This window comes from Mesorhizobium sp. CNPSo 4689, assembly GCF_057784325.1.
The window spans coordinates 13,571-39,868 of record NZ_JBWLUZ010000009.1 but is presented as its reverse complement, the minus strand read 5'-3'; the positions used below and the strand labels follow the sequence as shown (position 1 = coordinate 39,868).

Annotated in this window: 17 protein-coding genes; 8 read left to right on the top strand and 9 right to left on the bottom strand. The window is 61.1% G+C overall.

Annotated elements, in window-relative coordinates:
* The first annotated feature begins 385 nt into the window (after nucleotides 1-385).
* From AC04SI_RS15120 to AC04SI_RS15110, 3 genes are all read left to right on the top strand, one after another.
* Nucleotides 386-3,361 (top strand): NAD(P)-dependent oxidoreductase, encoded by a 2,976-nt coding sequence (locus tag AC04SI_RS15120; protein ID WP_404279062.1) that lies wholly within the window; start codon nucleotides 386-388, stop codon nucleotides 3,359-3,361.
* 210 nt (nucleotides 3,362-3,571) lie between these two features.
* A complete protein-coding gene (locus AC04SI_RS15115; RefSeq protein ID WP_404279002.1) occupies nucleotides 3,572-4,579 on the top strand; it encodes a dipeptidase in 1,008 nt (335 codons plus the stop codon).
* Between the two features lie 605 nt (nucleotides 4,580-5,184).
* Nucleotides 5,185-8,589 carry an acyl-[ACP]--phospholipid O-acyltransferase gene (locus AC04SI_RS15110; protein WP_404279004.1) on the top strand — a complete coding sequence of 1,135 codons (3,405 nt, stop codon included), beginning with the start codon at nucleotides 5,185-5,187 and terminating at the stop codon, nucleotides 8,587-8,589.
* 214 nt (nucleotides 8,590-8,803) lie between these two features.
* On the opposite strand, the gene AC04SI_RS15105 is transcribed toward AC04SI_RS15110, so the two are convergent.
* Nucleotides 8,804-10,783 (bottom strand): putative bifunctional diguanylate cyclase/phosphodiesterase, encoded by a 1,980-nt coding sequence (locus tag AC04SI_RS15105; RefSeq protein ID WP_404279006.1) that lies wholly within the window; start codon nucleotides 10,781-10,783, stop codon nucleotides 8,804-8,806.
* Between the two features lie 249 nt (nucleotides 10,784-11,032).
* On the opposite strand from AC04SI_RS15105, the gene AC04SI_RS15100 reads away from it, so the two are divergent.
* A complete protein-coding gene (locus tag AC04SI_RS15100; RefSeq protein ID WP_488474418.1) occupies nucleotides 11,033-12,079 on the top strand; it encodes a class I SAM-dependent methyltransferase in 1,047 nt (348 codons plus the stop codon).
* Between the two features lie 294 nt (nucleotides 12,080-12,373).
* Here the strand turns inward: AC04SI_RS15100 and AC04SI_RS15095 are convergent, their stop codons facing one another.
* The 5 genes from AC04SI_RS15095 to AC04SI_RS15075 form a co-directional block, all read right to left on the bottom strand.
* A complete protein-coding gene (locus AC04SI_RS15095; protein ID WP_404279010.1) occupies nucleotides 12,374-13,345 on the bottom strand; it encodes a LacI family DNA-binding transcriptional regulator in 972 nt (323 codons plus the stop codon).
* Nucleotides 13,346-13,470: 125 nt separating this feature from the next.
* A complete protein-coding gene (locus AC04SI_RS15090) occupies nucleotides 13,471-14,580 on the bottom strand; it encodes an ABC transporter ATP-binding protein (protein ID WP_404279012.1) in 1,110 nt (369 codons plus the stop codon).
* Nucleotides 14,581-14,610: 30 nt separating this feature from the next.
* A complete protein-coding gene (locus AC04SI_RS15085; protein ID WP_404279014.1) occupies nucleotides 14,611-15,483 on the bottom strand; it encodes a carbohydrate ABC transporter permease in 873 nt (290 codons plus the stop codon).
* Nucleotides 15,476-16,402, bottom strand: coding sequence for a carbohydrate ABC transporter permease (locus AC04SI_RS15080; RefSeq protein WP_404279017.1), 927 nt, complete (start codon nucleotides 16,400-16,402; stop codon nucleotides 15,476-15,478). The genes AC04SI_RS15085 and AC04SI_RS15080 overlap by 8 nt, the downstream gene beginning before the upstream one ends.
* Nucleotides 16,403-16,560: 158 nt before the next feature.
* On the bottom strand, nucleotides 16,561-17,862 hold the full coding sequence (locus AC04SI_RS15075; protein WP_404279019.1) for an ABC transporter substrate-binding protein: 1,302 nt from the start codon (nucleotides 17,860-17,862) through the stop codon (nucleotides 16,561-16,563).
* 400 nt (nucleotides 17,863-18,262) lie between these two features.
* Between AC04SI_RS15075 and AC04SI_RS15070 the strand changes: the two genes are divergently transcribed.
* From AC04SI_RS15070 to AC04SI_RS15055, 4 genes are all read left to right on the top strand, one after another.
* Complete coding sequence (locus AC04SI_RS15070) at nucleotides 18,263-18,592, top strand: ROK family protein (protein WP_488474472.1); 330 nt, start codon at nucleotides 18,263-18,265, stop codon at nucleotides 18,590-18,592.
* Complete coding sequence (locus AC04SI_RS15065) at nucleotides 18,547-18,804, top strand: ROK family protein (RefSeq protein WP_488474471.1); 258 nt, start codon at nucleotides 18,547-18,549, stop codon at nucleotides 18,802-18,804. Before AC04SI_RS15070 ends, AC04SI_RS15065 begins: the two co-directional genes overlap by 46 nt.
* Before the next feature lie 9 nt (nucleotides 18,805-18,813).
* Nucleotides 18,814-19,110, top strand: a complete 297-nt coding sequence (locus AC04SI_RS15060; RefSeq protein WP_404279021.1) for a hypothetical protein — start codon at nucleotides 18,814-18,816, stop codon at nucleotides 19,108-19,110.
* A gap of 281 nt (nucleotides 19,111-19,391) precedes the next feature.
* On the top strand, nucleotides 19,392-21,218 hold the full coding sequence (locus AC04SI_RS15055; RefSeq protein WP_488474417.1) for an adenylate/guanylate cyclase domain-containing protein: 1,827 nt from the start codon (nucleotides 19,392-19,394) through the stop codon (nucleotides 21,216-21,218).
* Between the two features lie 468 nt (nucleotides 21,219-21,686).
* Here AC04SI_RS15055 and AC04SI_RS15050 read toward each other — a convergent pair whose 3' ends face one another.
* From AC04SI_RS15050 to AC04SI_RS15040, 3 genes are all read right to left on the bottom strand, one after another.
* Nucleotides 21,687-23,456, bottom strand: a complete 1,770-nt coding sequence (locus tag AC04SI_RS15050; protein WP_404279025.1) for an adenylate/guanylate cyclase domain-containing protein — start codon at nucleotides 23,454-23,456, stop codon at nucleotides 21,687-21,689.
* Between the two features lie 240 nt (nucleotides 23,457-23,696).
* A complete protein-coding gene (locus tag AC04SI_RS15045) occupies nucleotides 23,697-24,896 on the bottom strand; it encodes a mandelate racemase/muconate lactonizing enzyme family protein (protein WP_488474416.1) in 1,200 nt (399 codons plus the stop codon).
* A gap of 17 nt (nucleotides 24,897-24,913) precedes the next feature.
* Nucleotides 24,914-26,275 (bottom strand): mandelate racemase/muconate lactonizing enzyme family protein, encoded by a 1,362-nt coding sequence (locus AC04SI_RS15040; protein ID WP_404279029.1) that lies wholly within the window; start codon nucleotides 26,273-26,275, stop codon nucleotides 24,914-24,916.
* Nucleotides 26,276-26,298: the final 23 nt, after the last annotated feature.

The following is a 26,298-nucleotide window of genomic DNA, read 5'->3' as shown; positions in this document are numbered from 1 at the left end:
TCGCGAACGCCGCAGCGTCTCGCTGTCTGGATTGATTGACGCCGGACATCCTCCAGAAACCCGACGCTCCGACAATTACCGGCTTTTCCAACGCTGTCAATAAAATTCACTATATGAAATATATTTCAACACAGTGGCTGGCGCGCCATTGTTCAGAAGCCCCAATGCGCGCCTCAGAGCTGACTCTCTTCTGCGCAGCGGCTCGTGTACCCATCGCATGCGAAGCTCAAAAAGACCGTCGCTCGCAGCCATGCGCTGCCAGCAATCCCTCATTACAGGACGACCATGACGCATTCAGCGTGCGCTTCGGCGCAGTTAGCGTCTTTTTTCTTTCGCGTTCGATCCACTATCCGCCCCCCCGCCCTGGAAAACAGATAGGCAGATCATCATGAACATCGCGCAGATGCAGGAACAGCGACTGAAGGCACTCCAACTGACCGGATCGGGCGCGCCAAGGCTGCCGTCGAACCCGTTCTTCGGTGTCGGCCCGATCACCGATGCGACTACCGATGAAGTGGACAGCCGCCTGCGGCGCATCGCCTTCGACGCCTGGATTGAGAAGACCTATCGGAAGTTCGACGACCGGGGCAACGACATCGGTGGCTTCACCACCGCCGAGATTTCCCGCAGCATGCACCGCGGCTACCCGGCAGACAAAATCCTGACCGACATGATGCGGGCGGTCCATCGCTATTTCCATTTCCCGAAGGCGAACCGCATGGCAGTGGGACTCGGCGGTGGCCATAGCGGCTTCACTGTCTGCGTCCAGCACCTGATGAACGCCAACGACGCCTCCCAACGCGTCTATGTCGATACGCCGCGGCCAGAGAGCGATCCGTCCAAGTCCGCCGGCTTCTTCCGCCAGTCCTGGGCCACCCAGTTGATCGAGATGCAGCGTTTCGCCGAAAAAGGCTGCGAGAGCCGCATTCATTTCGCCGTCTCCGAAGGCGTGATCCCGACGGCGGCCGAGCTCTCCGCCCTCGGCGTCTCGATCTTCGTCGGCGTCGGCCACGAGACGACGGGGGCAAATGCCTATACCAGTGCCGAGATCCACGAACTGCTGAGCTGGATAGACGGCGATCCGGCCAACCGTCATGCGGTGTTCGATGCCACCTCGATGCTCGGTGCCATGCCGTGGGAGCCCGAACTCGTCGACGCCGTGATGGCGAAGTGCTGCCTGTTCATGCCATTCCAGAAGGCGATCGGCGGGGTTTCGGGTTATTTTGTCGCCTCCTTCACACCGCACGCCCTGGCACTGATCGAGAAGAACCAGCAAAATCCCGCCTGGGCGATCCCGCGCCAGCTGAAGATCGCGCCGCCGATCGACCCCAAGCTACCGCTTTCGGCCAGGCGCTCCGTAGATGCCGGGCCATTCTACGACGCCGCAGAAGACCGCATGCTCGGCGGCGTCATCAACACCTACAGCGCACTTGCCTTTGCCGAGACCACCTTCGGCCTTTTGCAGTCGGAGGCTCGGGTCGGCTCTGTCGTCGAACTCAACCGCCGTTCCGCCACCAATCGCAAGGTGATTGACGAGTGGGTCAAGTCGCACCCAATGCTATCGCTGACAGTGACCGATGCCGAACGGCGCGGCGCGGCGGTAACGCTCCTTAAGGTCGAGGACGACGGCATCACCGACCCCGGCATCCACGCCCGTATCATCGCCCGGTCGAAACAGCTGCTCGGCTATGAGGGCATCACCCATCCGAATGGCGAATATGAGCCCGGCCTCGACGCGGCCCGCTACGTCAATGCCTTCCCGGGAACGCCAGGCGACTATCGCGCCTGGGTCGGTGGCATCCGCGAGCCCGAAGATATCGTCGCGCTGCTGGAGAACCTGCAATACGCCTATCTGCGCGCCAAGATCGTCGTTCTCGAAGAGGAACTGGCGAAGAACGGCGTCACCTTCGAGGCCCAGGCCAAGACAGGCGGCGGCGTCCGCAAGGACGACCCCGCGCGCGCCTATGCGGTGCTGATCGCCGATCTGGTCGGCCTGCGCTTCGGCGCCGACGGCCAGCCGGATCACAGCGAGATAAAGGCCTACATCGAAGAAAAGCGGGGCGTCTTCCATCTCGGACCGCTCGGCGAGCGGTCGGCGCTTGAGAAGGGCCGCATCCATTTCTTCTACCAGCCCGACCTGAGTACCGAGGCGGAGATTCTCCCGCAGACCGACAAGGGCCAGTACGACGCGCTGATCGCGGCGGCGACCTTCATCCCGAAGGCCTCCGTATTCCCGCTCGGCGGCGTGCGCATTGGCGCCGGCACCGGCAACATGGGCTCGGCCTCCTGGGGCGGCGGCAATGGCGAGGGCGGCAAAGCGCCGCTGATGAACACGCCGGGCATCAACAGCCGGGCGACCGCCCAGATGGCGATGAAGGCGATCCTGAGAGTCGTTCCGGATCTGCCGGTCGACAGGCTGCACCGGATGGTCGCCGGCGGCGACTTCGACACCGGCCGACAGCTCAAGGATTTTCCGACCGCCAAGCTCGAGGGCCGCAAGATCGCCATTCTCGGCTACGGCAACATCGGCCGCGAAGTCGCCAAGCTCGCCAAGGCCTTCGGCATGAAGGTGACGATCTACGCACGCGAGCATCACAAGCGCTGGATCGAAGCGGAAGGCTTCGAACATGCCGCAAATCCGATTGCCGCGGCAACCGGAGCCGACGTGCTCTCTGTTCATATCGGTCTCGGCCGCCTGGATGCGGCGAGAGGCGTCTATTCCAACGCCGGAACCGTCGATGCGAAGGTGCTCGACGTGATGAACGACGGCGCGGTGCTGGTCAATTACGACCGGGGCGAGGTCGTCGATGCCGCCGCGCTCGACGAGGCGCTGTCGTCCGGCAAGATCGCGCATGCGGCGATCGACGCCGATCTCTTCAAAGACGCCGCGACCGGCAGACTCAGCGGACCGATGCTTCCTTACCTGCCGCTCGAAGAGCGCCATAAGGGCAGGCTGGAGCTGCTGCCGCACGCCGCCGCCGACACCGACCATCCCTCCCGGGTGACCGGTGCGAAGCAGGCAGTCGACCAGGTCTTCGACGCCATCCGTTTCAAGTCGGTCACCAATCTCAAAGGCGATCTGCCAGAGGACTATGTGTCAGCCGGCAGCCGCACGCCCGCCGGCATCGGCAAGGTGACGAAGCAGGTGGTTGCTGAAGTCGGCGGCAAGGCGGAACTTCTGGACGAACTGCGGCAGGCCTCGGAAAAGGTCGCGGCGATCCTAGGGGCACTTTCCTCCGTTTCCGATCCGGATCATCGCTACCGGATCATCGATCGCTACACCGGGCTGCTTGTCGAGAGCGCCGGCCGGCAACGGGCGCTGCTCGACCAGTTCGGCCTCTACGGGCCGGCGGAGGGGTGAGCCTGTCGCAGGCGGTTGCCGAGTCGCGCTGTGGGCTGAGACGGCTGCGCGGGACCGGCACCGCGCTTGCTCAGCCAGTCCGCGATCAGCCGCATCATCGAACGGGCTTACACGATCGAACGCCATCTCGGAGCGTTGCGCTCCCGGTATCGCCAGCGACCTCGGCAACGGTTACATCGCTGCTCATGGAAGGTTGAGTGGAGTGCCACCGTGACAAAAACCAATGATCGTCCGGTCGCCGATATCGTCGACTACCTCTTCTCCACATGCGTTATCTGGGATGGTCACTCGGGCTTCTTTCCGCATCCCAAAGCCGACCTGTCCCAATTGCACAGATGGCGGGACGCAAGCGTGAACTTCCTGTCGGTCGATGTCGGTTTCGACGTCCTCGACTGGCACGACGCCGTTCGCAACATCGCCGCCTCCCGCAGTTGGATCGAACAGCACTCCGATCAATTCGTACTGGTCGAATCCGTTCACCAGATCCACCGTGCGAAATCGCAAGGCAGACTGGCCATCGCATTCGACCTCGAAGGCAGCAATGCTCTCGATGGCCGCGTTGAGATGGTCAGCGTCTATCATCGCCTCGGCGTTCGCCAGATGTTGTTCGCCTATAACCGCAACAACCTTGCCGGGGGCGGATGCCACGACGACGATATCGGCCTCACGTCATTCGGAGCCGCGGTCGTCGACGAGATGAACCGGATCGGCATGTTCGTTGATGTCAGTCATTGCTCCTATCGAACGTCGATGGATGTGATGCATCGGTCATCCCAGCCAGTCATCTTCTCCCACTCGAATCCGCGCACGCTCGTTGACCATCAGCGCAACATCACCGATGAACAGATCCGGGCCTGTGCTGCGACCGGTGGCTTGGTCGGGGTCGTCGGGCTCGAGAATTTCCTTGGCGACGCCTCACCGGAAACCTTCAGCGATCATGTCTGCTACCTCGCAGACCTGATCGGGCCAGAACATGTCGGGATATCGCTGGATCACTCGTTCCCGGTCGATGTGCCGGAAGCCGACGAGATGTACCAGAGATTTCCGCAATATTGGCCTGCGTCGCAGGGATATCTGAAGCCCAATCGTTCGCAGATGCATCTCTCCGATCTAAAAAAGGTCGCGGCCATCTTGATCGGACGCGGAATGTCCGATCGCGACCTCAAGGCAATCTTTGGCGGAAACTTTTTGAGGCTGGCCGCGAATATCTGGCGCTGAAACAGCGCCTTACATCGACCTGCCTCAGGCAGGAGGCCACGCCACAAGCCTTTAGCCAACCTGAGCCCGTCGACCGACCAGTGAAGAGCCGGTTGCTTCGAACGTCTTTGCCCTTCTCCATCTGAAATTTTTGAACGGTGTTCATTTTTCTCTTGAACACCGTTCACGACGTGTTATGTTGTGCTTGTGAACAGCGTTCATGAAAGAAGGCACCGCCTGATATGGCGCACCGCTCGGGAGCAATGCCTACACTGCGCTCGAACAGCGACACGGACGAAGCAGGCCTGATTGTTTCCGGCCTGAAACAGGCCAGCGCCGACCCAACTTAGCCCTGAAACGAAAGGATCATATCGATGCCAAGCTATGCTCCCACCATTCAAGCATTTGGAGAACGTCCGTCACCATCACCAAGGCGTTGCGTGATGCGGAGGAAGCGGGCCGGTTCATCAACAGATTGAAAGACGCCAAGACCGAAAAGCTGCTGATGGATATCAACCGAAGTAACGAAGTTTAATCCGGTTCCCGCTAACAACGAAGCTCAAACCGCGCAAGCAACCGCTCGATCCATTCGGATTGCTCGATGGCCTTGCCCAATGGAAATTGCCATGAACAACAACCTGATGACGTCACGGCGCTTCGCACCTCTCTTCTGGACGCAATTCCTCTCGGCCTTCAATGACAATTTCCTGAAGAACACGCTGGTGTTCCTCATCCTGTTCACGCTGGCTGCGGACAAGGCGGCATCATTGGTAACGCTCGCGGGAGCTGTTTTCATGGCTCCCTTCCTGCTCTTGTCCGCACTTGGCGGCGAGATCGCCGACCGCTTCGACAAGGCTGCCGTGGCTCGCAAGCTGAAGCTCGTCGAGATCGGCGCCGCCGCGCTGGCGGTCATCGGCATTGCGCTCTCGTCGATCCCGGTCATGTTGACGGCACTGTTCCTGTTCGGCGTGATTTCGGCGCTGTTTGGGCCGATCAAATACGGCATCCTGCCGGATCACCTCGAGCGCAAGGAACTGCCGCGCGCCAATGCCTGGATCGAGTCGGCCACCTTCGCCGCCATCCTCGGCGGCACGATCGTCGGCGGCATTGTCTCGGCCGACGGCATCGGCGTCGCGGTCTTCGGTCCGATGATGATGATCCTCGCCGTCGGTTGCTGGCTCGTCAGCCGCTACATCCCCGCGACCGGATCGGCCGCACCGAACCTGGTGATCGACAAGAACATCCTGCGCTCCACCTGGCGACTGGTCAGCGAGTTGCGCACCAACCAGCGCATCTGGCGGGCGGCGCTGATGGCGTCATGGTTCTGGCTGGTCGGGGCCATCATCCTTTCCATCCTGCCCCCAATGGTCAAGGATTCGCTGGGCGGCACCGAAATCGCCGTAACCGCCTATCTCGCCGTGTTCGCGGTCGCCGTCGCCATCGGCTCGGCCATTGCCGCGTGGATGTCGCAGGGGCGCATGGTGCTGTTGCCCGCCCCGGTCGGCACGGCCCTGATGGCCCTGTTCGGACTTGATCTCGGCTGGAGCGTCTGGGGCCCGCAGGCCTCTGCCCAGGCGCAGACGCTCAGCGCCTTCTTTGCCGGCCACAACACCATCCGTGTCGCCATCGACCTGGCCGGCCTCGCGATTGCCGGTGCCTTCCTCGTCGTGCCGACCTTTGCGGCGGTGCAGGCGTGGGCGCCGGAGGATCGCCGAGCCCGTGTCGTCGCCGCGGTCAATGTCGTCAGCGCCGGCTTCATGACCATCGGTGGCGGTCTTGTCGCCGCCATCCAGGCAGCCGGTGTCTCCATTGCAGGCGTGCTGTTCGGCCTCGCCGTGATCAATGCCGTCGCCGCATGGCTGATGCTGAAGTATTTGCCGACGAATCCTTTCCGCGATTTCGTCTCCATCCTGTTCCGCGCCTTCCATCATTTGGAGGTCGAGGGGCTGGAAAACCTCAAGGCTGCTGGTCCGGCACCCATCCTGGCGCTCAACCATGTCAGCTTCCTCGACGGTCCGCTGGCCCTGACGCTGACCGATGAGGAGCCGGTTTTTGCCATCGACTACACGATCGCCCAGGCCTGGTGGATGAAGCCGTTCATGAAACTCGCGCGCGCTCTGCCGCTCAATCCGGCCAAGCCGATGTCGACCCGCACGCTGATCAAGATCGTGCAAGGCGGCGATCCGCTGGTCATCTTCCCCGAAGGCCGCATCACCGTCACCGGCGGCCTGATGAAGGTCTATGACGGCGCCGCCATGGTCGCCGACAAGACCGGCTCGATGGTGGTACCCGTCCGCATCGAAGGGCTGGAGAAGAGCTACTTTTCGCGCCTGACGTCACAGCATGTGCGCCGACGCCTGTTCCCGAAGGTCAAGGTGACCATTCTGGAGCCGGTGAAGCTCGAAGTTGCGCAGGAGTTGAAGGGCCGCAAGCGCCGTGCCGCGGCGGGTGCCGCACTCTACCAGGTCATGTCGGACCTCGTCTTCCGCACCCAGGATATCGACAAGACCGTGCTGGAAAAGATTATCCAGACGGCGAACGAACGCGGCATGAAAAAGCTCGCCGTGGAGGATCCGGTCACCGGTTCGCTGAGCTACGGCAAGCTGCTGACGGGTGCCGCGGTGCTCGGCGAGAAGTTCGAACACCTCTATGCCGACCAGCAGACGCTGGGCATCATGCTACCCAACGCCAACGGCGCCTGCGCGACGTTGCTCGGCGTCATGTCGGCGGGCAAGGTTCCGGCGATGATCAACTTCACCGCTGGTGCCGCGAACATCCTCTCGGCCTGCAAGGCCGCGGACGTGCGGACCGTGCTCACCTCGCGCGCCTTTGTCGAACAGGCAAAGCTCGGTGCGGTGGTCGAGGAACTCGGCCGCGCAGTGGACATCGTCTGGCTAGACGATTTGCGGGCCAGCATCGGCCTCAAGGACAAGCTGCTCGGCCTGTTGCGCAAAAGCACGCCGCGCGTTGCCTGCAAGCCCGACGATGCGGCGGTGATCCTGTTCACCTCCGGTTCCGAAGGCACGCCCAAGGGCGTGGTGCTCACCCACCGCAACATCCTGGCCAATGCCGCCCAGGCCGCCTCGCGCATCGACTTCCATTCGGGTGACAAGGTCTTCAACATCCTGCCGATCTTCCATTCCTTCGGCATGACGGCGGGCACGGTGCTGCCGCTGATCTCCGGCGTGCCGGTCTACTTCTACCCCTCGCCGCTGCACTACCGCATCGTGCCGGAACTGATCTACGCGTCGAACGCGACGATCATCTTCGGCACCGACACGTTCCTCTCAGGCTATGCGCGCACGGCACACCCCTACGACTTCCGTTCGGTGCGCTACTGTTTTGCCGGCGCCGAGCCGGTGAAGGCCGCGACGCGCATGACCTACATGGAGAAGTTCGGCCTGCGCATCCTGGAGGGCTACGGCGTGACAGAAGCAGCACCGGTGATCTCCATCAACACGCCGATGTACAACAGGTCCGGCAGCGTCGGCAAAATCATGCCCGGCATGGAGTATCGCCTGGATCCGGTGCCAGGCGTCGATGATGGCGGACGGCTCTATGTGCGCGGCCCCAATGTCATGTCGGGCTATCTGCGCACCGAAAAGCCCGGCGTGCTCGAGCCGCTGGAAGACGGCTGGCATGACACCGGCGACGTCGTCACCGTCGACGAAGCAGGCTTCATCACCATTCGCGGCCGTGCCAAGCGCTTCGCCAAGATCGGCGGCGAGATGATCTCGCTGGCTGCCGTGGAAGTGCTGGCCGGCGAATTGTGGAAGGGATCGCTGTCGGCGGTCGCCACCGTGCCGGATGCCCGCAAGGGCGAAAGGCTGATCCTGATCACCGAGGCGGCCAACGCCACGCGCGCCGAATTCCTGGCCTTCGCCAAGGCCAACGGCGCCATGGACCTGATGGTGCCGGCCGAAGTGCGCGTCGTTGCGAAAGTGCCGGTCCTCGGTTCCGGCAAGCTCGACTTCGCCGGCGTGACGAAGATGGTGCGCAGCGAAGAAGACATGAAGATCAAGGCAGCTTGATCCGCATGCGAACGGGCCGGCGCAAAACGCCGGCCCGTTCGTGCGATCTCTCAGCCTTGGCGGTGATCGCAGGGCAAGTCGCCATCACCCGGGCTCAGGGCTAGCAACGAGCCTTAATTCCAAATCGCACGCTGGTTCAAAGATCAGCGAATGCGCACTCCCTCGGCGTCGAAGATGCGGGCTTGTCGAATCGCGGACCGTGACCGCGGCCGTGCTAGGCGACGAGGCCTGGTCTAACTTGGTTTATCTCTTCGATTGGGACGGGATAACCCGTGAGGAAACCCTGTATCGAATGGACGCCCAGGCGCTGCAGCAACATCTGCTGCTCTTCAGTTTCAACGCCTTCCGCGAGCACCGCGTGGTCGAGATTGCGCAGAAGCCCGACCATGTCCTGCAACAGGCTTAGGCCACGAGAGGTCTGGCAATCGTGGAGGAAACTGCGATCGATCTTGACGACGTCGAATTTGAAACGGCGGAGCCAAGAAAGGCCCGCAAATCCCGTTCCGAAGTCATCCAGCCAGATCTGAACGCCCAGGTTTCGCAGCCGCTCCATGTTTCTTACGGCTTGCGCCTCCAAAAAGATGTCGCTTCCTTCGGTGATCTCGATGGCAAGCTTCTGTGGCGCAAGGCCGTGCCGACCGAGGATCTCGGTAATTCGCAGTGAAAAATTAGGAGCCTTGAGCTGACGAACTGATACGTTCGCCGTCACGACCGAGCCCAATCCATATTCCACCATGTCACTGCAGGCTTGATCAATTAACCACGTACCCAGTTCCACTATCGCGCCAGTTTGCTCTGCAACCGGTATGAACACCGATGGACTGATCATAGTGCCGTCAAAGTCGCACACGCGCATGAGCGTCTCATGGCCCAACAGTCGTCCTGACGCCAGGTCGCAAATTGGCTGATAGGCCACGGAAACGAGTTGCTTGGAAACTGCGAGCTTCAACAGTTCTGAAAGATTTTCGCTGGAGCGATCTCGGTCGGTAGCGTGCGGATCGTAAATAGTGAACGTTGCGCGGCCAGCAAACTTGGACGTGTAGAGGGCGCGATCAGCTTCCTGCAGCAGAACTCGAAGTTCCATGCTTTGATCGGCGCGCGTCAACGAGGCGCCGGCGCTGATGGTGACAATGTTTAGCTTGTCGCCCCGATCGGGGTGGTGGATATGCAAATCCTCTACAGCGCGACAAAACTGCTGCGCGAGTTCATTAAGATGAGCACGCCCAGTGACCTTGCAGAGGACAACGAACTCTTCACCGCCATAGCGGGCCGCGATGGCATTGTTCGAAGCTGCCGTCTCGGAAAGGACATGGGCAAGTTTGATCAGGCAATCATCGCCGGCCTGATGACCAAGTCCATCATTGAATCTCTTGAAGTAGTCCACGTCGATCAGAATGAGGCCTATTTCGTCGTCGTCCGTGGCCCATTCGTTGCGCATCTCCGAGAATTCTCGAATGATCGCCCGGCGATTTTTCATTCCCGTGAGCGGATCCGTATCCGCGATTTCCGTCAGCTTTTGCCCCTTTTTGATAGCAGCCTGTTCTTGAATTTGCGCCCGAAGTGCATGCAGGAAAGTTTGGTACCGCTCTACGCTAAGTCGCCAGGAAAGGTAGAGCGACAGCACCAGGCAATTGACGAAATAGGCTGACAGCACGACGCGGGCGACGGCGTCGGTCTGAAGGGAAAAAAGCGCTGCGCCTATGAAGCTTATGGTCACCGTCGCCGATGAAATCGCCGAAAGCCAGAAACGAAAGTTAAAGAATAAGTTCGCTCCAAGAATAAATACTGTTCCAAAGACCATAAAGTGGGACAGCGCCGCCTGGTGGCCTGTTCCAAGAGCAGATAGCAGCCACCCGACTGCACCGACTACAATCGCCAGCGCTGCGACGAGATGTAAGGTCGTAAGAGCGAAGCCCCTTCGGGCAATTAGCTCGACGAGCGCCAGGGAGGTGATCCCCAGCGTTAGGCGGGTCAGCACAAGCCGATCGGCGATGTCCGGAAAAAGAAACCAATCGAAGAGACCGTAAGCCACATAGCTAAGAACAGCAGCCCTCATACCCCATTGCACGAGCTTGCGGTTTTCACCGGCCTCCTTCTGGAGGAACCTCGCCAAAAGTGTCGGATCGGGCGAATGCCACCGCGGGTGCGCAAGCGCTGCGACCACCCTCTGAGCAACCTCCTCAGTCAGTTGCATTGTAAAGCTCCTCCGCCACCCCCGGTAGCGAATGCAATAGCCGAGGTCGCTTGTCGGACGCAGGATGAAGGCATCACTGTCCGCAAAAAAGGCTGAATATCGCTAACCACCAGTAAACGCGGGTAGTTCGGATTAAGCGGAGTCGCGTCGACGCCGGCGCTCCCGCCACTGCATAAAATTTTATGAAAATATTTCGCATCATCCACACCGCGTCTATAGTTGTTCGCCGTGGACCGGAGGGTATACGGCATGCGGCTCAACGCAGAATTGCAACTCGACGAATACAGCCTCGTAACTACTAAGTTGATGAAGACGCATGCCACGACATCTGACGAAACTGTCGATGCCGACGAGTTGCGGAAGAGGACGGCCCAGCTCGCACTCGTGCTGGATCTCGCGAATCAAGCTTTCGTGCGACACAAACCGGCCGGCCTGACTGTCGACCGCCTGGCAGGGAGACTCCATAAGCTTCGCAGGCAGGTTGCTCCTGCGGTCTGGCAGAAACTCATCCCTTTGGCTCAGCAACATCCCGTGGCGCAATATTTGATCCAGGATCCGTTCACGCGCTGGTCGGTTGAAAAGCCGCGCGGGTATTCGGGCGATGCAAGCCTGCTGGACATTTACTACAAACACCCCGTCGCCGAAGAGATCGTTGCTTCGTCGACCTCGCTTGGCCGACAGATCTACGCCTATACCAGTGAAGCGGCGAGTTCTGTGGCGGGGCGCGAGCGCCGGGACATACTAACCAGAACTGTGGACGAAACGGTCCGCAGGGTGGAAAAAGCAGAGGTGCTGGCAATTGCATGCGGTCACCTACGAGAAGCTGAATGCTCTGAGGCGCTCGCCAAGCAACAACTGCAGCGTTGGGTCGGCCTGGATCAAGACCCCGTCAGCGTAGCCACGGTGAACCACGACTTTGTCGGCACTGCAGTCGAGGCACTCCACGGCTCTGTACGTGGTATTCTTCGCCGCGCCTACGCTCTTGGTACATTCGATCTCGTCTACGCATCGGGGCTCTACGACTACCTGCCGCGTGCCATCGGCGTCCGCCTGCTTCAGAGAGCGATGGAACTGGTCAAGCCGGGGGGGGAATTCCTGTTTGCCAATTTCAGCGATGAGATCACGACGGATGGCTACATGGAGACCTTCATGGATTGGCCACTCATCCTGCGTTCGGCCGACGATATGTGGAACATCATCAATGCCGCAATCGGCAAGGGTTCCTTCGAAGCCCAAGTATATTATGGATCGAACCGGAACATCGTTTACGGCAAAGTCAGGAAGGGTGATCTCTGAGCGCGAAATTTCGCGAAGGTATCCTCGGAACAATGTGAGGATCTACCAAGGCAAATCCGCCAGAGTCTACATTTCCAGCGACTTGGCGGGCCTGACAGGCGCGCGCCATGATGGGAGGCAATGGAGCATTCCTCGATGACAGTGACGGACGACTCTATCCGTGACGCTCCCATAACCGACACGTATTGTGGCGATGCCGATGCGGGTTCGGTTCGCTGGGATCACCGCACGGACGGCAACCTTCTGGGCCTGTGTAAGATCTGACCGGCATCGACCTTGCAGCTGCCATTCGTGTCACGACGGAGACCCAACTGGAGCGGCGCAGGAATCTCTGACAATCAGGGTTGATTTCAGCCTGATGGACCGCGGTGCGGAGGACAATCCGTGGATCCGTTCAACGAGCATCTGCGCAGCTCTGCGGCCGATTTCAGTGCAGGGCTGCGCGACCAAGGTCAGCCGAGGCTCGAAAAAGTCCGCCCATTCAAAATCGTCGAAGCCGGCAAGCGATATGTCTTCGGGTATTCTCAGGCCCGCGGTGCGGATTGCTGCCACGGCTCCGATCGTTGTCAGATTGTTTCCGGTGATGATGCCGGTCGGCGGATTTGCCAATCTCAGCAAGGTTGCCACCGCGTGCTGAGTGGCCTCGAAATTCCGGTTCGAAGGCTGCACAAGGTCCGCATCGAAGCCGATGCCATTGCGCTCGAGGCCCAGCCTGTAGCCTTCGATGCGCTCGCTTGTGGTGCTGAACCCTGCCTGACCGCCGATCATGCCGATCCGTCTGTGGCCAAGTCCCGCCATATGTGAAACCAGACTGGCGACAGCATGCTTGTTTTCAACACCGACATGGTCGAAGGCAGACTCAGCGAACCTGTCGACGAGCACGGTCGGAATGCCGCTCGTCTCCAGGTAGCGAATGGTCTTGTTTTCGGGGTCGCCGCAGGGGGCCAGGATGATGCCGTCGACTCTCCGCTCCTGCAACGCCTGAACGACGGCAAGTTCGTGATCCGGCTCGTCGCGTGTGTCGGCGAGGAAGACCAGCAGGCCGAGGCGCGCGCACTCGTTCTCGATGGCGCAGATGATGTCACTGAAATAGGGATTGGTAATCGCCGATATGGCGATGCCGACATAGTTGCTGACGTTGCGCGCAAGCGACCGCGCCAGCGCATTCGGCTGATATCCCGTTGCAGCGATCGCCTCGTTCACCAAGGCCGTTTTTTCGGGGCTGACGAGGCGCGTGCCGTTGATGACATGCGACACCGTGGACATGGACACTCCGGCTCGGCGAGCGACGTCGGTGATCGTTATAGCCGCTCTTCTCGCCATCCCCTCACCTCAATCCGGCACCTGTCTGTCCAGGAATGTCCCGCGGCCGCCGATTCGCAGCCGACTATTCATTGTTGCCGGGCATAATCAATGAGGTTTTCGCCGCTGTCGCCGTTGAAGTAATGGACGTGGTCCATGTCGATGGAAAATAGCCGGCCGTCCCCAAGCTTGGAACGGTCGCTGGGCGGCAGCCGCGCGATGCATCTGTGGTCGCCGGCGCTGAGGTCGAGAAGAATCTCGTGGCCGAGATGCTGAACCACATCGACATTGAACGCGATCGAATCGCTCCCTGGGATGGCGCCGGGCTGCAGGATCCTGAAATGCTCCGGCCGCACGCCCAACGTGACCGTTTTTCCCTGCTGGCCGGCAAGCGCCGCGCGCCGGCACTCCGGAACCTCGATCCGCAACCGGCAGGCCTGGTCCAGGAGGGCGTTGCCGTCGTAGACCAGGCGCAGGAAGTTCATCGCGGGCGATCCGATGAAGCCGGCGACGAACTGGTTGGCCGGCCGGTTGTAGACCTCGAGCGGTGCGGCCGCCTGCTGGATCTTGCCGCCGTCCATGACCACGATCTTGCTGCCCATGGTCATGGCCTCGGCCTGGTCGTGAGTGACATAGACGGTCGTGGTTCCGACCTCCTGGTGCATCTTGGTCAGGAAACTGCGCGCCTCGATGCGCATCTTCGCATCGAGGTTGGACAGCGGTTCGTCCATGAGAAACACGCCGGGACGGCGAACCAGAGCCCGCCCAAGCGCGACGCGCTGCCGCTGGCCGCCGGACAGCGCCTTGGGCAGCCTGTCGAGCAGGTCGTCGATGCGCAGCCGCTGCGCCACCTGCCGTATCTGCGTTTCGATCTCGGCTTTCGGCGTCTTCCGGATCTTCATGCCGAAGGCGATGTTGTCGCGCACCGTCATATGCGGGAACAGCGCATAGGACTGGAACACCATGGCGATGTCGCGGTCCTTCGGCGGCAGCGTGGTGACGTCGCGTGCGCCGATGCGAAGCGTGCCGCCGGTGATCGATTCCAGCCCGGCGATCATGTTCAGCGTCGTCGTCTTGCCACAGCCGGACGGTCCCACCAGCACGGCGAATTCGCCATCGGCAATGTCCAGGTTCAGCCCGGACAGAACCGGCACCATGGCATAGCGCTTCTCGACGTCCTTCAGGGACACTTCAGCCATTACAAAGTCCTTGTTGCACAGTCATCGAAATCAGCCCTTCACGGCGCCGGAGAGATTGCCGCCCGAGATCTGCCGGTAGGTCAGGATGAACAGGATGACGATCGGCAATTGCGAGATGACGAGCCCCGCCGCCGGCAGGTTGAAGACCGCAAGGTAGCGGTCGCTGTTCAGCTTCAGCATGCCGACCGTCACCGGGAAATTCTCCTCGCTGTTGAGGAACACCAGCCCGAACACGAACTCCTTCCAGATGGCGATGAAGTTCAGCGTGTAGCCGACGAGAATGCCGGGAATTGACAGCGGCAGGATCACCTTCCAGAAAACCTGGAAGTCGGTCGCGCCCTCGACATAGGCGGCCTTCTCGATTTCCGGCGGGATCGTCGTCATGAAGCCGCGCAGGATCAGTACCTGCAGCGGCATTCCATAGACGCCGTGAACGATGATTAGGCCGATCTTGGTGTCCAGCAGATGGAAGGTGCGCAAAGTGTCGTAGAGCGGGATCAGCACCGTCTGCTGCGGCAGCATGAGGCCGGTCAGCAGCAGGCCGAAGATCCATTTGCGGCCGGGCACGTTCATGCGGCTGAGCGCAAAGGCCGGAACCAGCGCCAGCGTTACGGCCAGCGCGGACCCGGCCGTGGCATAGATCAGGCTGTTCTTCAAGAGCGTGCCGAAGCCGAGGCCGAACCAGACGTCGATATACGGCTGGATGGTCGGCGACCTGGGCAAGGCGAAGGGCCCGGCCAGGAACTCGGCGTTCGACTTGATCGACGTCATCACGATCAGGAGCAGCGGTCCGAGCCATACCGCCGCCAGCACCAGCATGAGCATGGTCGCGGCGAGTTTGGGCAGGACCGAGGCGAAGCTGCCGCGGCGCATGGCGCTGGCGTTCAGGGTCGCGTCAGACATCGAAGGCACCCTTCAGAACCTTGCCGAGCAGCACGGCCGCAAGCGAGCCGGCAATCACCAGGATGACGACGCTGAGTGCGGCGCCGTAACCGAAGCGGGAGTTCCAGAAGCTCTCCATGTAGACGAGATAGCCGAGCACGTTGGTCATGCCGAAAGGCGCGCCCTTGGTCAGCACCGCGATCAGGTCGAAGGCGCGCAGCGATTCAAACAGCGTCAGCATGACGATGATCGCGGTGACGGGGCGCAACTGGGGCAGGGCGACGCTGCGGATCATGCGCCAGTGTCCGGCACCCTCGATGCGCGCGGCGTCGAAGGTTTCCTTCGGAACATCGCCAAGGCCGGCGAAGTAGAAGATCATCGGCATGCCGGTGAAGGCCCAGCCCGAAATGACCGCCAGCGTGTAAAGTGCGATGCGGTAGTCGCCGAACCATTCATGCACCAGGAAGCCGAGCCCGACCGACCGCAGCAAGGTGTCGAAGGCGCCGAACACCGGATTGAGGATGAGCAGGAACATCAGCCCGACCGCGATCAGCGACATGGTCACCGGAAAGAAGACGATCGTGCGCAGCAGCGACGGGGCAAACACCAGCCGCGCCTTCATCACATAGGCGATCAGGAAACCGAGCGAGACTGGAAACACCAGCGACACGATCAGCCATTTGGCGTTGTTGACCAGCGCTATGTAGAAATACTTGTCGTGGAGGAGGTAGGCGTAGTTGGCGAAGCCGACGAATTTCTTCTGCGGCGCCATGCCGTTCCATTCGAAGAAGCTGAGGTAGATCGTGTAGACGATCGGGTAGCCGATGAAACAGGCGAACACCAGCAACGGCACGGCGACGCCGAACACGGTCACGAACACATGCCGGCGGGCGAAGCCGACGAAGGTGCCGTCATCGAAGCGGCTTGCGCTGCTGGCCATGGTTGCGCCTTTCGATTTGATTTCGGAAATGGACGGGTAGCGTCGGCGTCGCGTTTTCGTCGGCACGCGGGCTCCTGCCGTTGCGGCGGCGCACTGAAGCGCCGCCGCCGGGGAGGATGCGGGAGAAGCGCGCAGCACTTCTCCCGCTCGGTCATCGCCTAGGACTTCTTGACGCGCGCCGCTTCGTCCTCGGTCAGCTTCATGGCGTCTTCAGGTGACATGGCGCCGGCCAGCACACCCTGGACGCCGTCGAGGAACTTGTCCGAGATCGCCGGCGGCGTGGCGTGGTCGACATGCATGAAGGTGAAGGAGCCGGACTCCGCCATCGCCTTGCCGAGCCGCTGTTCCATCTCGCTCAGCCGCGACAGGTCGGAATTGACGTTCGACGGGAAAGGCTTGTCGATCTCGAGCTTCTTGCTCATCGCTGCGTCGGACACCATCCAGTCCAGGAACTCCGCCGCGGCATCCTTGTTCGGGCTGTTCGCATGGATCATGATCGTGTCCTCGGCGAACACCGACATCACCGGCTTCTTGCCCGGGAAGGCCGGCATCGGGAAGAAGTCCATCGGCACGACGCAGCATTGCGGCTGGTCGCCGCGGAAGCGGCCGAGATTGAACGAGCCCTGATACCAGTGCAGGCCGTGGCCCTGCGTCCACGGCACCATGGCAGGCCCGAGATCGATCGAGTTGAACGACGGCTCGAACATCCCGTCCTGGGCCAGTTTCTGCATCATGGCGGTGACATCGACGGCGCGCGGGTCGGTCCACGGAATGGTGCCGTTGATCAGCCCGTCATAGACGTCCAGCCCATGCTTGTTGACCAGGATCGCCGACCACATGAATTGCGAGGGCCACTTCTTCTGGTTGGCCAGCATGAAGGCGGCAAGGCCGGCTTCCTTGCCCTTCTGGGCATTGGCCATGAGTTCGTCCCAGGTGGTTGGAACCTTGAGCCCGAGCTTCTCGTAGACGTCCTTGCGGTACCAGACCACCGAGGCGCACATCTCCGTCGGCACGAAATGCTTCTTGCCGTTGTAGACGGACAGCGTGACGCCGGCCGGGTTCAGTTTCTTGTCCCAGCCATATTTTTCGTAATAGGGCGTCAGATCGGCGGAAAAACCGTTGTCGACGATCTCCTTGCCGCGTCCGCCTTCCCAGGAATAGAAAAGGTCCGGCGGATTGCTCGAAGACAGTTCGATGGTCTGCTTGGTCTTGTAGGTCTCGCCGTCGACGCTGGCGCCGGTAACATGGACGCGGTCGCCGTTCTTCTTGTTCCATTCGTCGATCAGCCAGTTGGCGTAGACCTCGGACGACGGCCACGGCGCCCGGTAGAAATACCGGAGTTCGGCGGGCGCGGCCCGCGCCATCTTGACCCCTGACGCAGCCGCCACGGCCGTGGCGCCAAGAGCCGCCGAAGCTTTCACGAAGGTGCGGCGAGACAGTCCGTTCTGCTTGAAGTTCATCGGTTCCTCCCGTTCGGTTTGACAATTCACAGGCAGCATCAGGCCGCCACGAAGAGCGCGCGCGCGACGTGTGCCGGCAGGGCTGTTGCTGATCCTCCGAAGGCGAATACGGCAGTGCGGTTCTGCATCACCAAATTCGTCACGGAGATTGAATTAATCCAATCGAAGCGCTTGCGCAAGCGCTTCGATGCACATTTTTCGACTTTCTGCGCGTGTCATACGGCCTGTCAATATCTATGGACTGGCAGTGCCCTTCCGTCCGCTCAGGGACACGCTCGCCCAGCGCTTCTCCAAGCCTGTCGCACTCGAGAACGACGGCATCGCCGCCGCTTACGGGGAATGGCGTCACGGCGCCGGCCAGGGTCTGCGTCATCTCGTCTAAGTAGCGGTCAGCACCGGCATCGGCGGAGGCGCCATCGTCGACGGCCATCTTCTGCACGGTCGCCGCGGAATGGCCGCCCATGTCGGGCATTTTCGCATGGCGCCGGACGGCCCGGTCTGCTCGTGTGGGGCCACGGCTTGCTTCGAGGCCTTCGCGGCCGGTACGGCGCTCGGCAAGCGAGCTAAGGCGGCCGCTGCACAATCGGCGTCGGGGTATCTGGCGGAAGTCGCCCGCAGCGAAGCCGTCGACGCGCGCCATGTGGTCATGGGCGCCGGGCCGGCGATCCCCAATGCCTCGAGCTCATCAGGGAAGAGGCGAAGTTTCTGGGCCAGGGGTTCACGAGCCTGATCCACCTCTACAGTCCCGAGCGGGTGATCATGGGCGGTGGCGTGTCGCACGCGTTCGATCTTCTGGCCGAAGACATGCACGACGTTATCCGCAACGACGCGATGGTGTTATTCCGCGATGTCGAGATCGTGCCGGCGGCGCTGGCAGACAATTCCGGAATCATCGGCGCTGCCGAACTGGCCCTGGATGCCGCAGACAACGCACAAAACTAGGAGGAACCCATGTATTTCGAAAAGTATCAGCTCAACGGTCGCCGGCGGGCTCAGGTCATCGTTGCGGACTACAGCGATGACAACCTTGCGGAAGCAAAATCCCGCCTCGGCAAAGCCGCAGCGACCTTCGAAAAGGTCGACATCTCGCAGTTTGTGATTGCGGGAAACACCCTTTCGGAACCGAAATTAGTACCTACCGCCTCATCGTACCATACCGAGCTGCAATGTCCGCTAGTCCAGGAACTGCCTCCCAATGAATGTTGGCAAATGACCAAAATTGGACCGAGAGCAGACCGGCAGCCTTAAGGTGCAAAATAGTCTAAGCGAACGTTGAGGCAACCCGCGCGCATGCCCGCGGATGACCCATTGCTGACCTTTGCGAGCCGCGAATGGATGTATGCCTTAAAAAGCGAAGCGGTCATTTCTAGACTCACTACCTGGTCGCTGCGCATTGTAATTCCGCCCGCGTCCGCCGTGCCGATTTACGGAGTGGCTGAGCGAGATCGTCGCTATTCGCGCATCGCCCCCTGACATTTCATTTTCACGCGACCCGTTCTATGATTTTGGGGGGACAGGACCAATTACCGATGGACCGCAAGCTCTCAGCAATCCTCGCTGCCGATGTCGTGGGCTATTCCGCCCTGATGGAACGCGACGAGGCCGGCACGTTCGAACAGCTTCGTGCCGGACGCAAGGAACTGTTTGAGCCCGAAATTGCTCGCCACCACGGCCAAATCTTCAAGCTTATGGGCGACGGGATGCTCGCCGAATTTGGCAGCGTCGTGGACGCCGTGGAGTGCTCGGTCTCGCTGCAGCGCGGGCTAGCGGAACGGAACGCCGCCGTTCCCGAGGATCAGCGGATCCAGGTGAGGATCGGGATCAATCTCGGCGAGGTGATCGTCGAGGGCGAGGACCGGTATGGCGAGGGCGTCAATGTCGCGGCCAGGCTCCAGCAGCTGGCAGACCCAGGCGGCATCTGTGTCTCGGGAAAGGTCGCCAGGGAAGTCGAGAAGAAGCTGGCCTTCGGCTTTGAGCCGATGGGCGAGCAGAAGGTGAAGAACATTGTCGAACCGGTGCAAGCCTTCCGCGTCATCACAGAAGGACAAGCCAGACGCCTGCCGGTAATACCATCGCAACCGCGCTGGGTTTGGGCAGGAGCAGCGGTGCTCGCCCTTCTTCTCGTTTTAGCCGGGGCGACCTGGCGGTTCTGGCCGACGGCGACAGTGAGCGACATGCCGAGGATTGCGGTCCTTCCCTTCGATGACATGAGTGCCGGCGCGGATCAGGGATATCTCAGCGACGCCGTCGCCGAGGGGATCATCACCGAGCTTTCGCGGAGCAAGACTTACGCCGTCATCGCCCGGAACTCGAGTTTCAGGTACCGCGACAAGCCCACCGACGCCAGGCAGATCGGAGATGAACTCGGCGTCGACTACCTGCTTGAGGGCAGCCAGCAGAAGGTGGGAGACCGGCTGAAAGTGACGGCCCAACTGCTGAATGCGCATGACGGATCGCATCTGTGGGCTAACACCTACAACCGCGACATCGGCGATCTTTTCGTCGTCCAGGAGGAAATCATCCGCACGCTTGCGGATCGTGTCGGGCGCAGGATCCAGCGCCCCCTGCCAAAGAGCACTGCTGCCCAGGTCAGCGCGCTCCACTATTACCTGATGGGGATTGCCGAGATGCGCAGTAATTTCACTGCCGCGGGGAACCAACTGGTGCGGCAACTGAGCCTCAAGGCGATCGAAGCGGATCCAAACGCCCAGTTCGGCTATATCGGGCTGGCCTGGTCCTATCGCAATGATGCGACATTCGGGTGGCACGAGCAGGAACATAACCGGGACGATGCGTTGAAGCGCGCCGCCGAGTACGCCGACAAGGCAATCCTGCTCGCTCCGGACGACGCCGACGCGCATCATGTCCGCGCCCGCATCCATACCGAAGCTGGAGAGATCGAGCAGGCCCTTGCACGGTTCGATCAGGCAATTGCGCTGAATCCCAGCAATCCAAACATCCTCGTCGGCAGTACGGACCCGCTGCTGTATATCGGCCGCACCGACGAAGCGATCGATCGGATCGAGCAGGCCAAGGGCATCGATCCTTTCCACCTTGACAACTTCCACTGGCAGATGGGCTGGGCGCTCTGGGAAAAGAACGATTGCGGGGCCTCGCTGGCGGCGATGCGGAAAATGTCCAGAATCCCGAGCGGCGCACACCGAATGCTTGCGGGGATCCACGCTTGTCTGGGAAACCAGCGGGAGGCAAGGGAAGCGCTTGCGGTTTTCCTCAAAGACTCTCCCGGCCAATCCATCAGTAAAGAACGCAGGGAGTGGGAGAAGATATGGACCGCCCCCGGAAGCCTCGGCCGCTGGATCGAACACATGCGGTTCGCGGGCTTGCCGGAGGAGTGACGGCTGTCCGTGCGCCATACCGATCGGTCGCTAGGCCCTTGAAGCATTAGGATCATGGGCAATGGGGCCACCTTGCGCCACAGTGCGCTCTCACCGGAACTTCTGGAATGGTCGGTCAGCGACTGAGTGCCAATGTCGGAAATTGGCGCAACCGCGACCTCCAGCGTGGTCGCCGCTAACGTCAGCTTTCAGGCAGTGGCAAAGGCATCCTCAACGTCACGAATGAGGCGCAATGCTGCCTGGCAGCTAAGGGGCCGATAGCCGACCGTCCGCTGCTAGGGTACCCAGCACGCAAGCGGACATGTGAGACCTCGGTGCGAAGGTCCGGGATCAGCCGAGCCTGTGTGAAAACGCGACGCGTCAGGATGGCGCATGTGCGCCAGAAGCGGCCAATGGAAATCCTGCTGATGCTATCTCAAGAGTCGCCTTGCCAAGGTGCGGTTTGTTTTACCGCAACCAACTCGACCTTCACTTTGGCAGACCCGCTTTGACGTAGCCGTCAATGAAATGCTGCAGGTCCGCGTCGTTGCGGAACGGTTGTCCGCTTGCCCAGTAATCCACCGAGAAATTCGGGATCGCGGCAAGGTACAGACGGGCTTCCTTCTGGGCCTCCTCAATGCGGCCAAGCTGCGCCAGGCTCGCGGCCAACAGTCGCCGTGAGCCAGTCCCCCGTGCGGCATCTTGCCGAAGCGTTTCGATGGCGTCTTCATACCGATCTGCCGCATATTGAGCCCAACCAAGCACCCAATAGTAGAATCCGGGCGGATACGGATTCAGACGAAAGGCTTTCCGGGCACAATCTATTCCCTCGACAGCGCGTCCTTCGAATACCATCAGGTCGGTGAGCAGCGCCCAGACGTCGGCATGGTTGGGGTTGATTCGAAGAGCCACCTGGAACCCTGCCACTCCTCCATCCAAGTCACCGTCGTAGGCCCGCACATATCCGAGAATCCAATGTGCGTCGGCATTTTGTGGGTCGAGCAAGACCGCGCGTTCGGCAGTGGCACGCGCCTGCGCGCGATGTGGGTCAACGGCTTCTCCCCAATACAACCAGCCGAAATGGTGCGTCATCGCGAGCCAGGCATATGCTTCAGCGAAATCCGGATCGAGTTTTATTGCTTTCTCGAGGAGCGGGCGAGCCACCCGGTTTCCTTCGGGCGATTGCATCGCCAGCACGCGTCCGCGCACGAAAAGATCGTAGGCGTCGAGGTTTGTTGTCCGTTGTCTGGCGATGGGCCGGGCAGACGGCAGGACATTTGCGAGAGCGCTCACGATCTTCGCCACGACCTCGTCTTGCAGGGTGAAGATATCCGCCAGGTCGCGGTCGAAACGGTCAGCCCAGAGATGGCTGCCATTGGTCGCGTCGATGAGCTGGGCATTGATCCGCACCCGCGCTGACGCCCGCCGGACGCTACCTTCGATGACATAGCGAACGCCAAGCTCCCTGGCGATCGCGCGGATGTCAGCCGACCGGCCCGTATACGCAAAGCTCGAATTGCGAGCGATCACCAGAAGGCCAGGGACCTTGGAAAGATCAGTGATCAAGTCTTCCGCTAGACCATCGCCGAAAAACCCCTGCTCCGGATCGCTGCTCATATTCGTGAAAGGCAGCACCGCGATCGAAGCTTCGTCCGGCAGTCCGGGCTGGCCCGACGCGGGCTGGAGCGCCGGGCCCGCTGGAACGGCCTCCCAGCAGACACGATAGACCCGGATCGGGCGAGCGATGTGCTTGAGAACGCGCTCCCCCTGATCGTCGAAGCGGACTGGCAACTTGCGATCGACATGCTCATAAACGGTATGAGAGATAAGTATTCCGCCGGCGTCGGCCAAAGCCTCCAGCCGGGCCGCGATATTGACTCCATCGCCGAAGATATCGTCGTCCTCGCTCATGATGTCGCCGAGATTTATGCCCATCCGAAACGTCAGCCGGCGATCTTCAGGAATGGCCGCGTTTCGCTCCGTCATTGCCTGTTGCAGTTCGACCGCGCACCGCACCGCTTCTATGGCGCTGGAGAACTCAGCGATGAGCCCGTCGCCGGCCGTTTTTACGATGCGCCCGCGATGCGTCTCCACCGCTGGCCTGACGACATTTCGCAACAGCACCCGCAGCCGCTCGTGAGTACCCTCCTCGTCGCGCTCCATCAAGCCACTATAGCCTGCGACATCAGCCGCTAGGATCGCCGCCAACTTCCTTTCAGGGCGGTCAGAAGAGGTGGTCGCATCGCTATCGTCGGGCATTTCATGAGTGTACGCCGCCCCTGAGAAACCACAATCGTCGCAGCGTGATCGGCGTCAGGTCAATCCCTGCCAAGAACTAGCACGTTCCGGGTAGGGCCTAGCGGCGGCAATCCTGGAAACAACGTTCTACGCCTTGCCTGACGCGTCGCGTTTTCACACACGCTCGACCCGAAGCGCTCATTCTGGATACCAAATTCCGTGAAGCGGTCCGAGTGGCGCAGGTGGCGAAAGAAGAATAGTTCAGTCGAAGAAGCCCCTATCCTCTTCCTTGAGATATTTTCTGGCTGCTTCGCCGTCGATATCGAGGCCCAACCCCGGCGCTTCCAGCAGGTCCACCATGCTGTCCTTCACGATCTGCGACGGCAGGCCAATTACGAGGTCCTCCCACCAGGGGTCGGAAGCGCTCGGGTATTCGAAGGCGATGTAGTTGGCGGGCAAGGTGGCGCACACGTTGATCAGCGCGCCGAGACCCAGGAGGCCGTTCGCGGTGCCGTGCGGCGCCATCAGGATCGAGTGCATATAGGCGTGCTCGGCCACCCATTTGAGCTCGGCAATGCCGCCGACATCGGCCGGATCGGGGCCGATGACGCGCACCGCCTGCGTCTCGATCAGTTCCTTGAAATTGTGCCGCAGGTAGATCTGCTCACCGGTATGGATTGGCGTCGAGGTGGAGGTGGTCAGTTCCCGATAGGCCTGCGGATTGACCCACGGCACATAGTCGCCGGTCAGCATGTCCTCGAGCCACATCAAATTGTACCTCTCGACCGCGCGAGCGAATTTGATCGCATCCGGCAACATCCAGCCCGGGCCGCAGTCGAGCGCCAGGCTGACCTTGTCGCCCAGCACTTCCTTCATGGCGATCACGCAGTCGAGCATGTGGTTGAAACCGCGCTCACTGATCACGCCTTGATCCATGGCACCGTGATAGCCGGCCTTCTTCTGCGCCACGCCGTAATGGAAGCCCTCGATGGTGTCCTTCATGTTGGAGTGAAAGGAGATACCTTGCTTGACCATGAAGAAGTTCTGCGGCTGCTCCATCATCCATTTGACATCAGCGGCATAGTCCTCCGGCCGGTCACCCGTGCGCTTCTGGCGGATCGAGCCGTTGTAGACACGCACCTTGTCCCGCACCTTGCCGCCGAGCAGCTTGTAGGCCGGCATGCCCGCGGCCTTGCCGGCAATGTCCCATAGCGCATGTTCGATCGCGCTGACCGCGGCGCCATAGGGCTTGAAAGAGCCGCGTTGGCGGATCTTCAGCATCACCCGCTCGACGTCGGTCGGATCCTCGCCGATCAGAGCCTCGCGGAAATGCAGCACAAAGGGCTTGAGATAGCTTTTGGTGAACTCAACTTCGCCAAGGCCATAGAGGCCCTCATCAGTGACGATGCGAACGATGGGGTGCTTGCCGATAACGGCACAGCGAAGGTCGGTGATCTTCATGTTCGGGTCTCTTCGCCTCAGCTCCAGGTGCGATCCCAGGAATGCTCGTTGTCCCAGTGATCCGTGGGCTGCCAGATTCCGGTGACACCCGGCTGCAGATGCTGCGAGATCACCTCATCGACGACATCGTCGATCCCCAGGCCCGGCTTGTCCGGAACAGTAATGAAGCCATCCTTGACGAGTGGCTTGGGAAGGCCGGTGACGATATCGTCCCACCAGTCGACATCGGCGGAATGATATTCGAGCGCAATGAAGTTTTCGGTCGCGGTTGCAACATGTGCGGCGGCCATTGCGGCGATTGGACTTTCGGCCATATGGATGGCCATCGCGACGCCGTGATCCTGCGCCAAGTCGCCGATCTTCTTCGTCTCGAGAATGCCCCCGCTGGTGAGCAGGTCCGGGTGGATGACAGAGAGACCGCCGCTCTTGAGCAGGGGTTCGAACGCCTCCTTGAGGTAGATGTCCTCGCCGGTGCAGATCGGCACCGTGGTCGCCTGCTGCAGTTGCCGGTACTGCTCGGTGTATTGCCAGGGGATCACGTCCTCCAGCCAGGCCGGAACGTATTTCTCGATACGACGCGACAGGCGTATGCCGTCCTGCAGCGAGATGTGGCCGACATGGTCGATGGCGAGCGGGATCTCGTATCCGATCACCTCGCGAACCTCGTGGATATACTGCTCGAGCAGGTCGATCCCCTTTTCGGTGAAATGCAGGCCCGTGAACGGGTGCTGCACGTTCTGCGCATCGTAGGCGAGATTGCGCGCCTTGCGCTCCTCAAGCGCGCCGCCACGGCCGCGTGGATTGGCGTGAAACCCTTCGAGCGCGCCGGCGGACGCGGCCACGGCGCCCGGGACATGGGCGATCTGCATCAAGCCCAGGTCCATCTTGAGGAAGGTGAAACCGCGGTTCATGCGCTCCTTGAGGCGCTTTCCGGTTTCGGTGCCGCTCGGTTTCTCGGCGTCGGTATCGCAATAGATGCGCACCTTGTCGCGAAACTTGCCGCCGAGCATCTGGTAGATCGGGACGCCATAGGCCTTACCTGCGAGATCCCACAGCGCGATTTCGACCGCCGAGACGCCGCCGCCTTGCCGGCCGTGCCCGCCGAATTGCTTGATGCGGCGAAACAGGCGGTCGATGTCGCAAGGGTTCTCGCCAAGCAGCCGGCTTTTCAGCATCAATGCGTAGGTGGCGCTGGCGCCGTCACGCACCTCGCCAAGCCCAACGATGCCCTGATTGGTGTGGATCTTGAGCAGTGCTGAGGTGAACGGCGCGCCGACGATCTCGGCCACCCGCATGTCGGTGATGCGAAGGTCGGACGGCTTGGAATTAGTGTTCACCCGATTGAGGGGCTCGTCGGCGGCTCCGTCCGTCTTTGGCATGATTTGTCCTCGTTCTGGTCGGG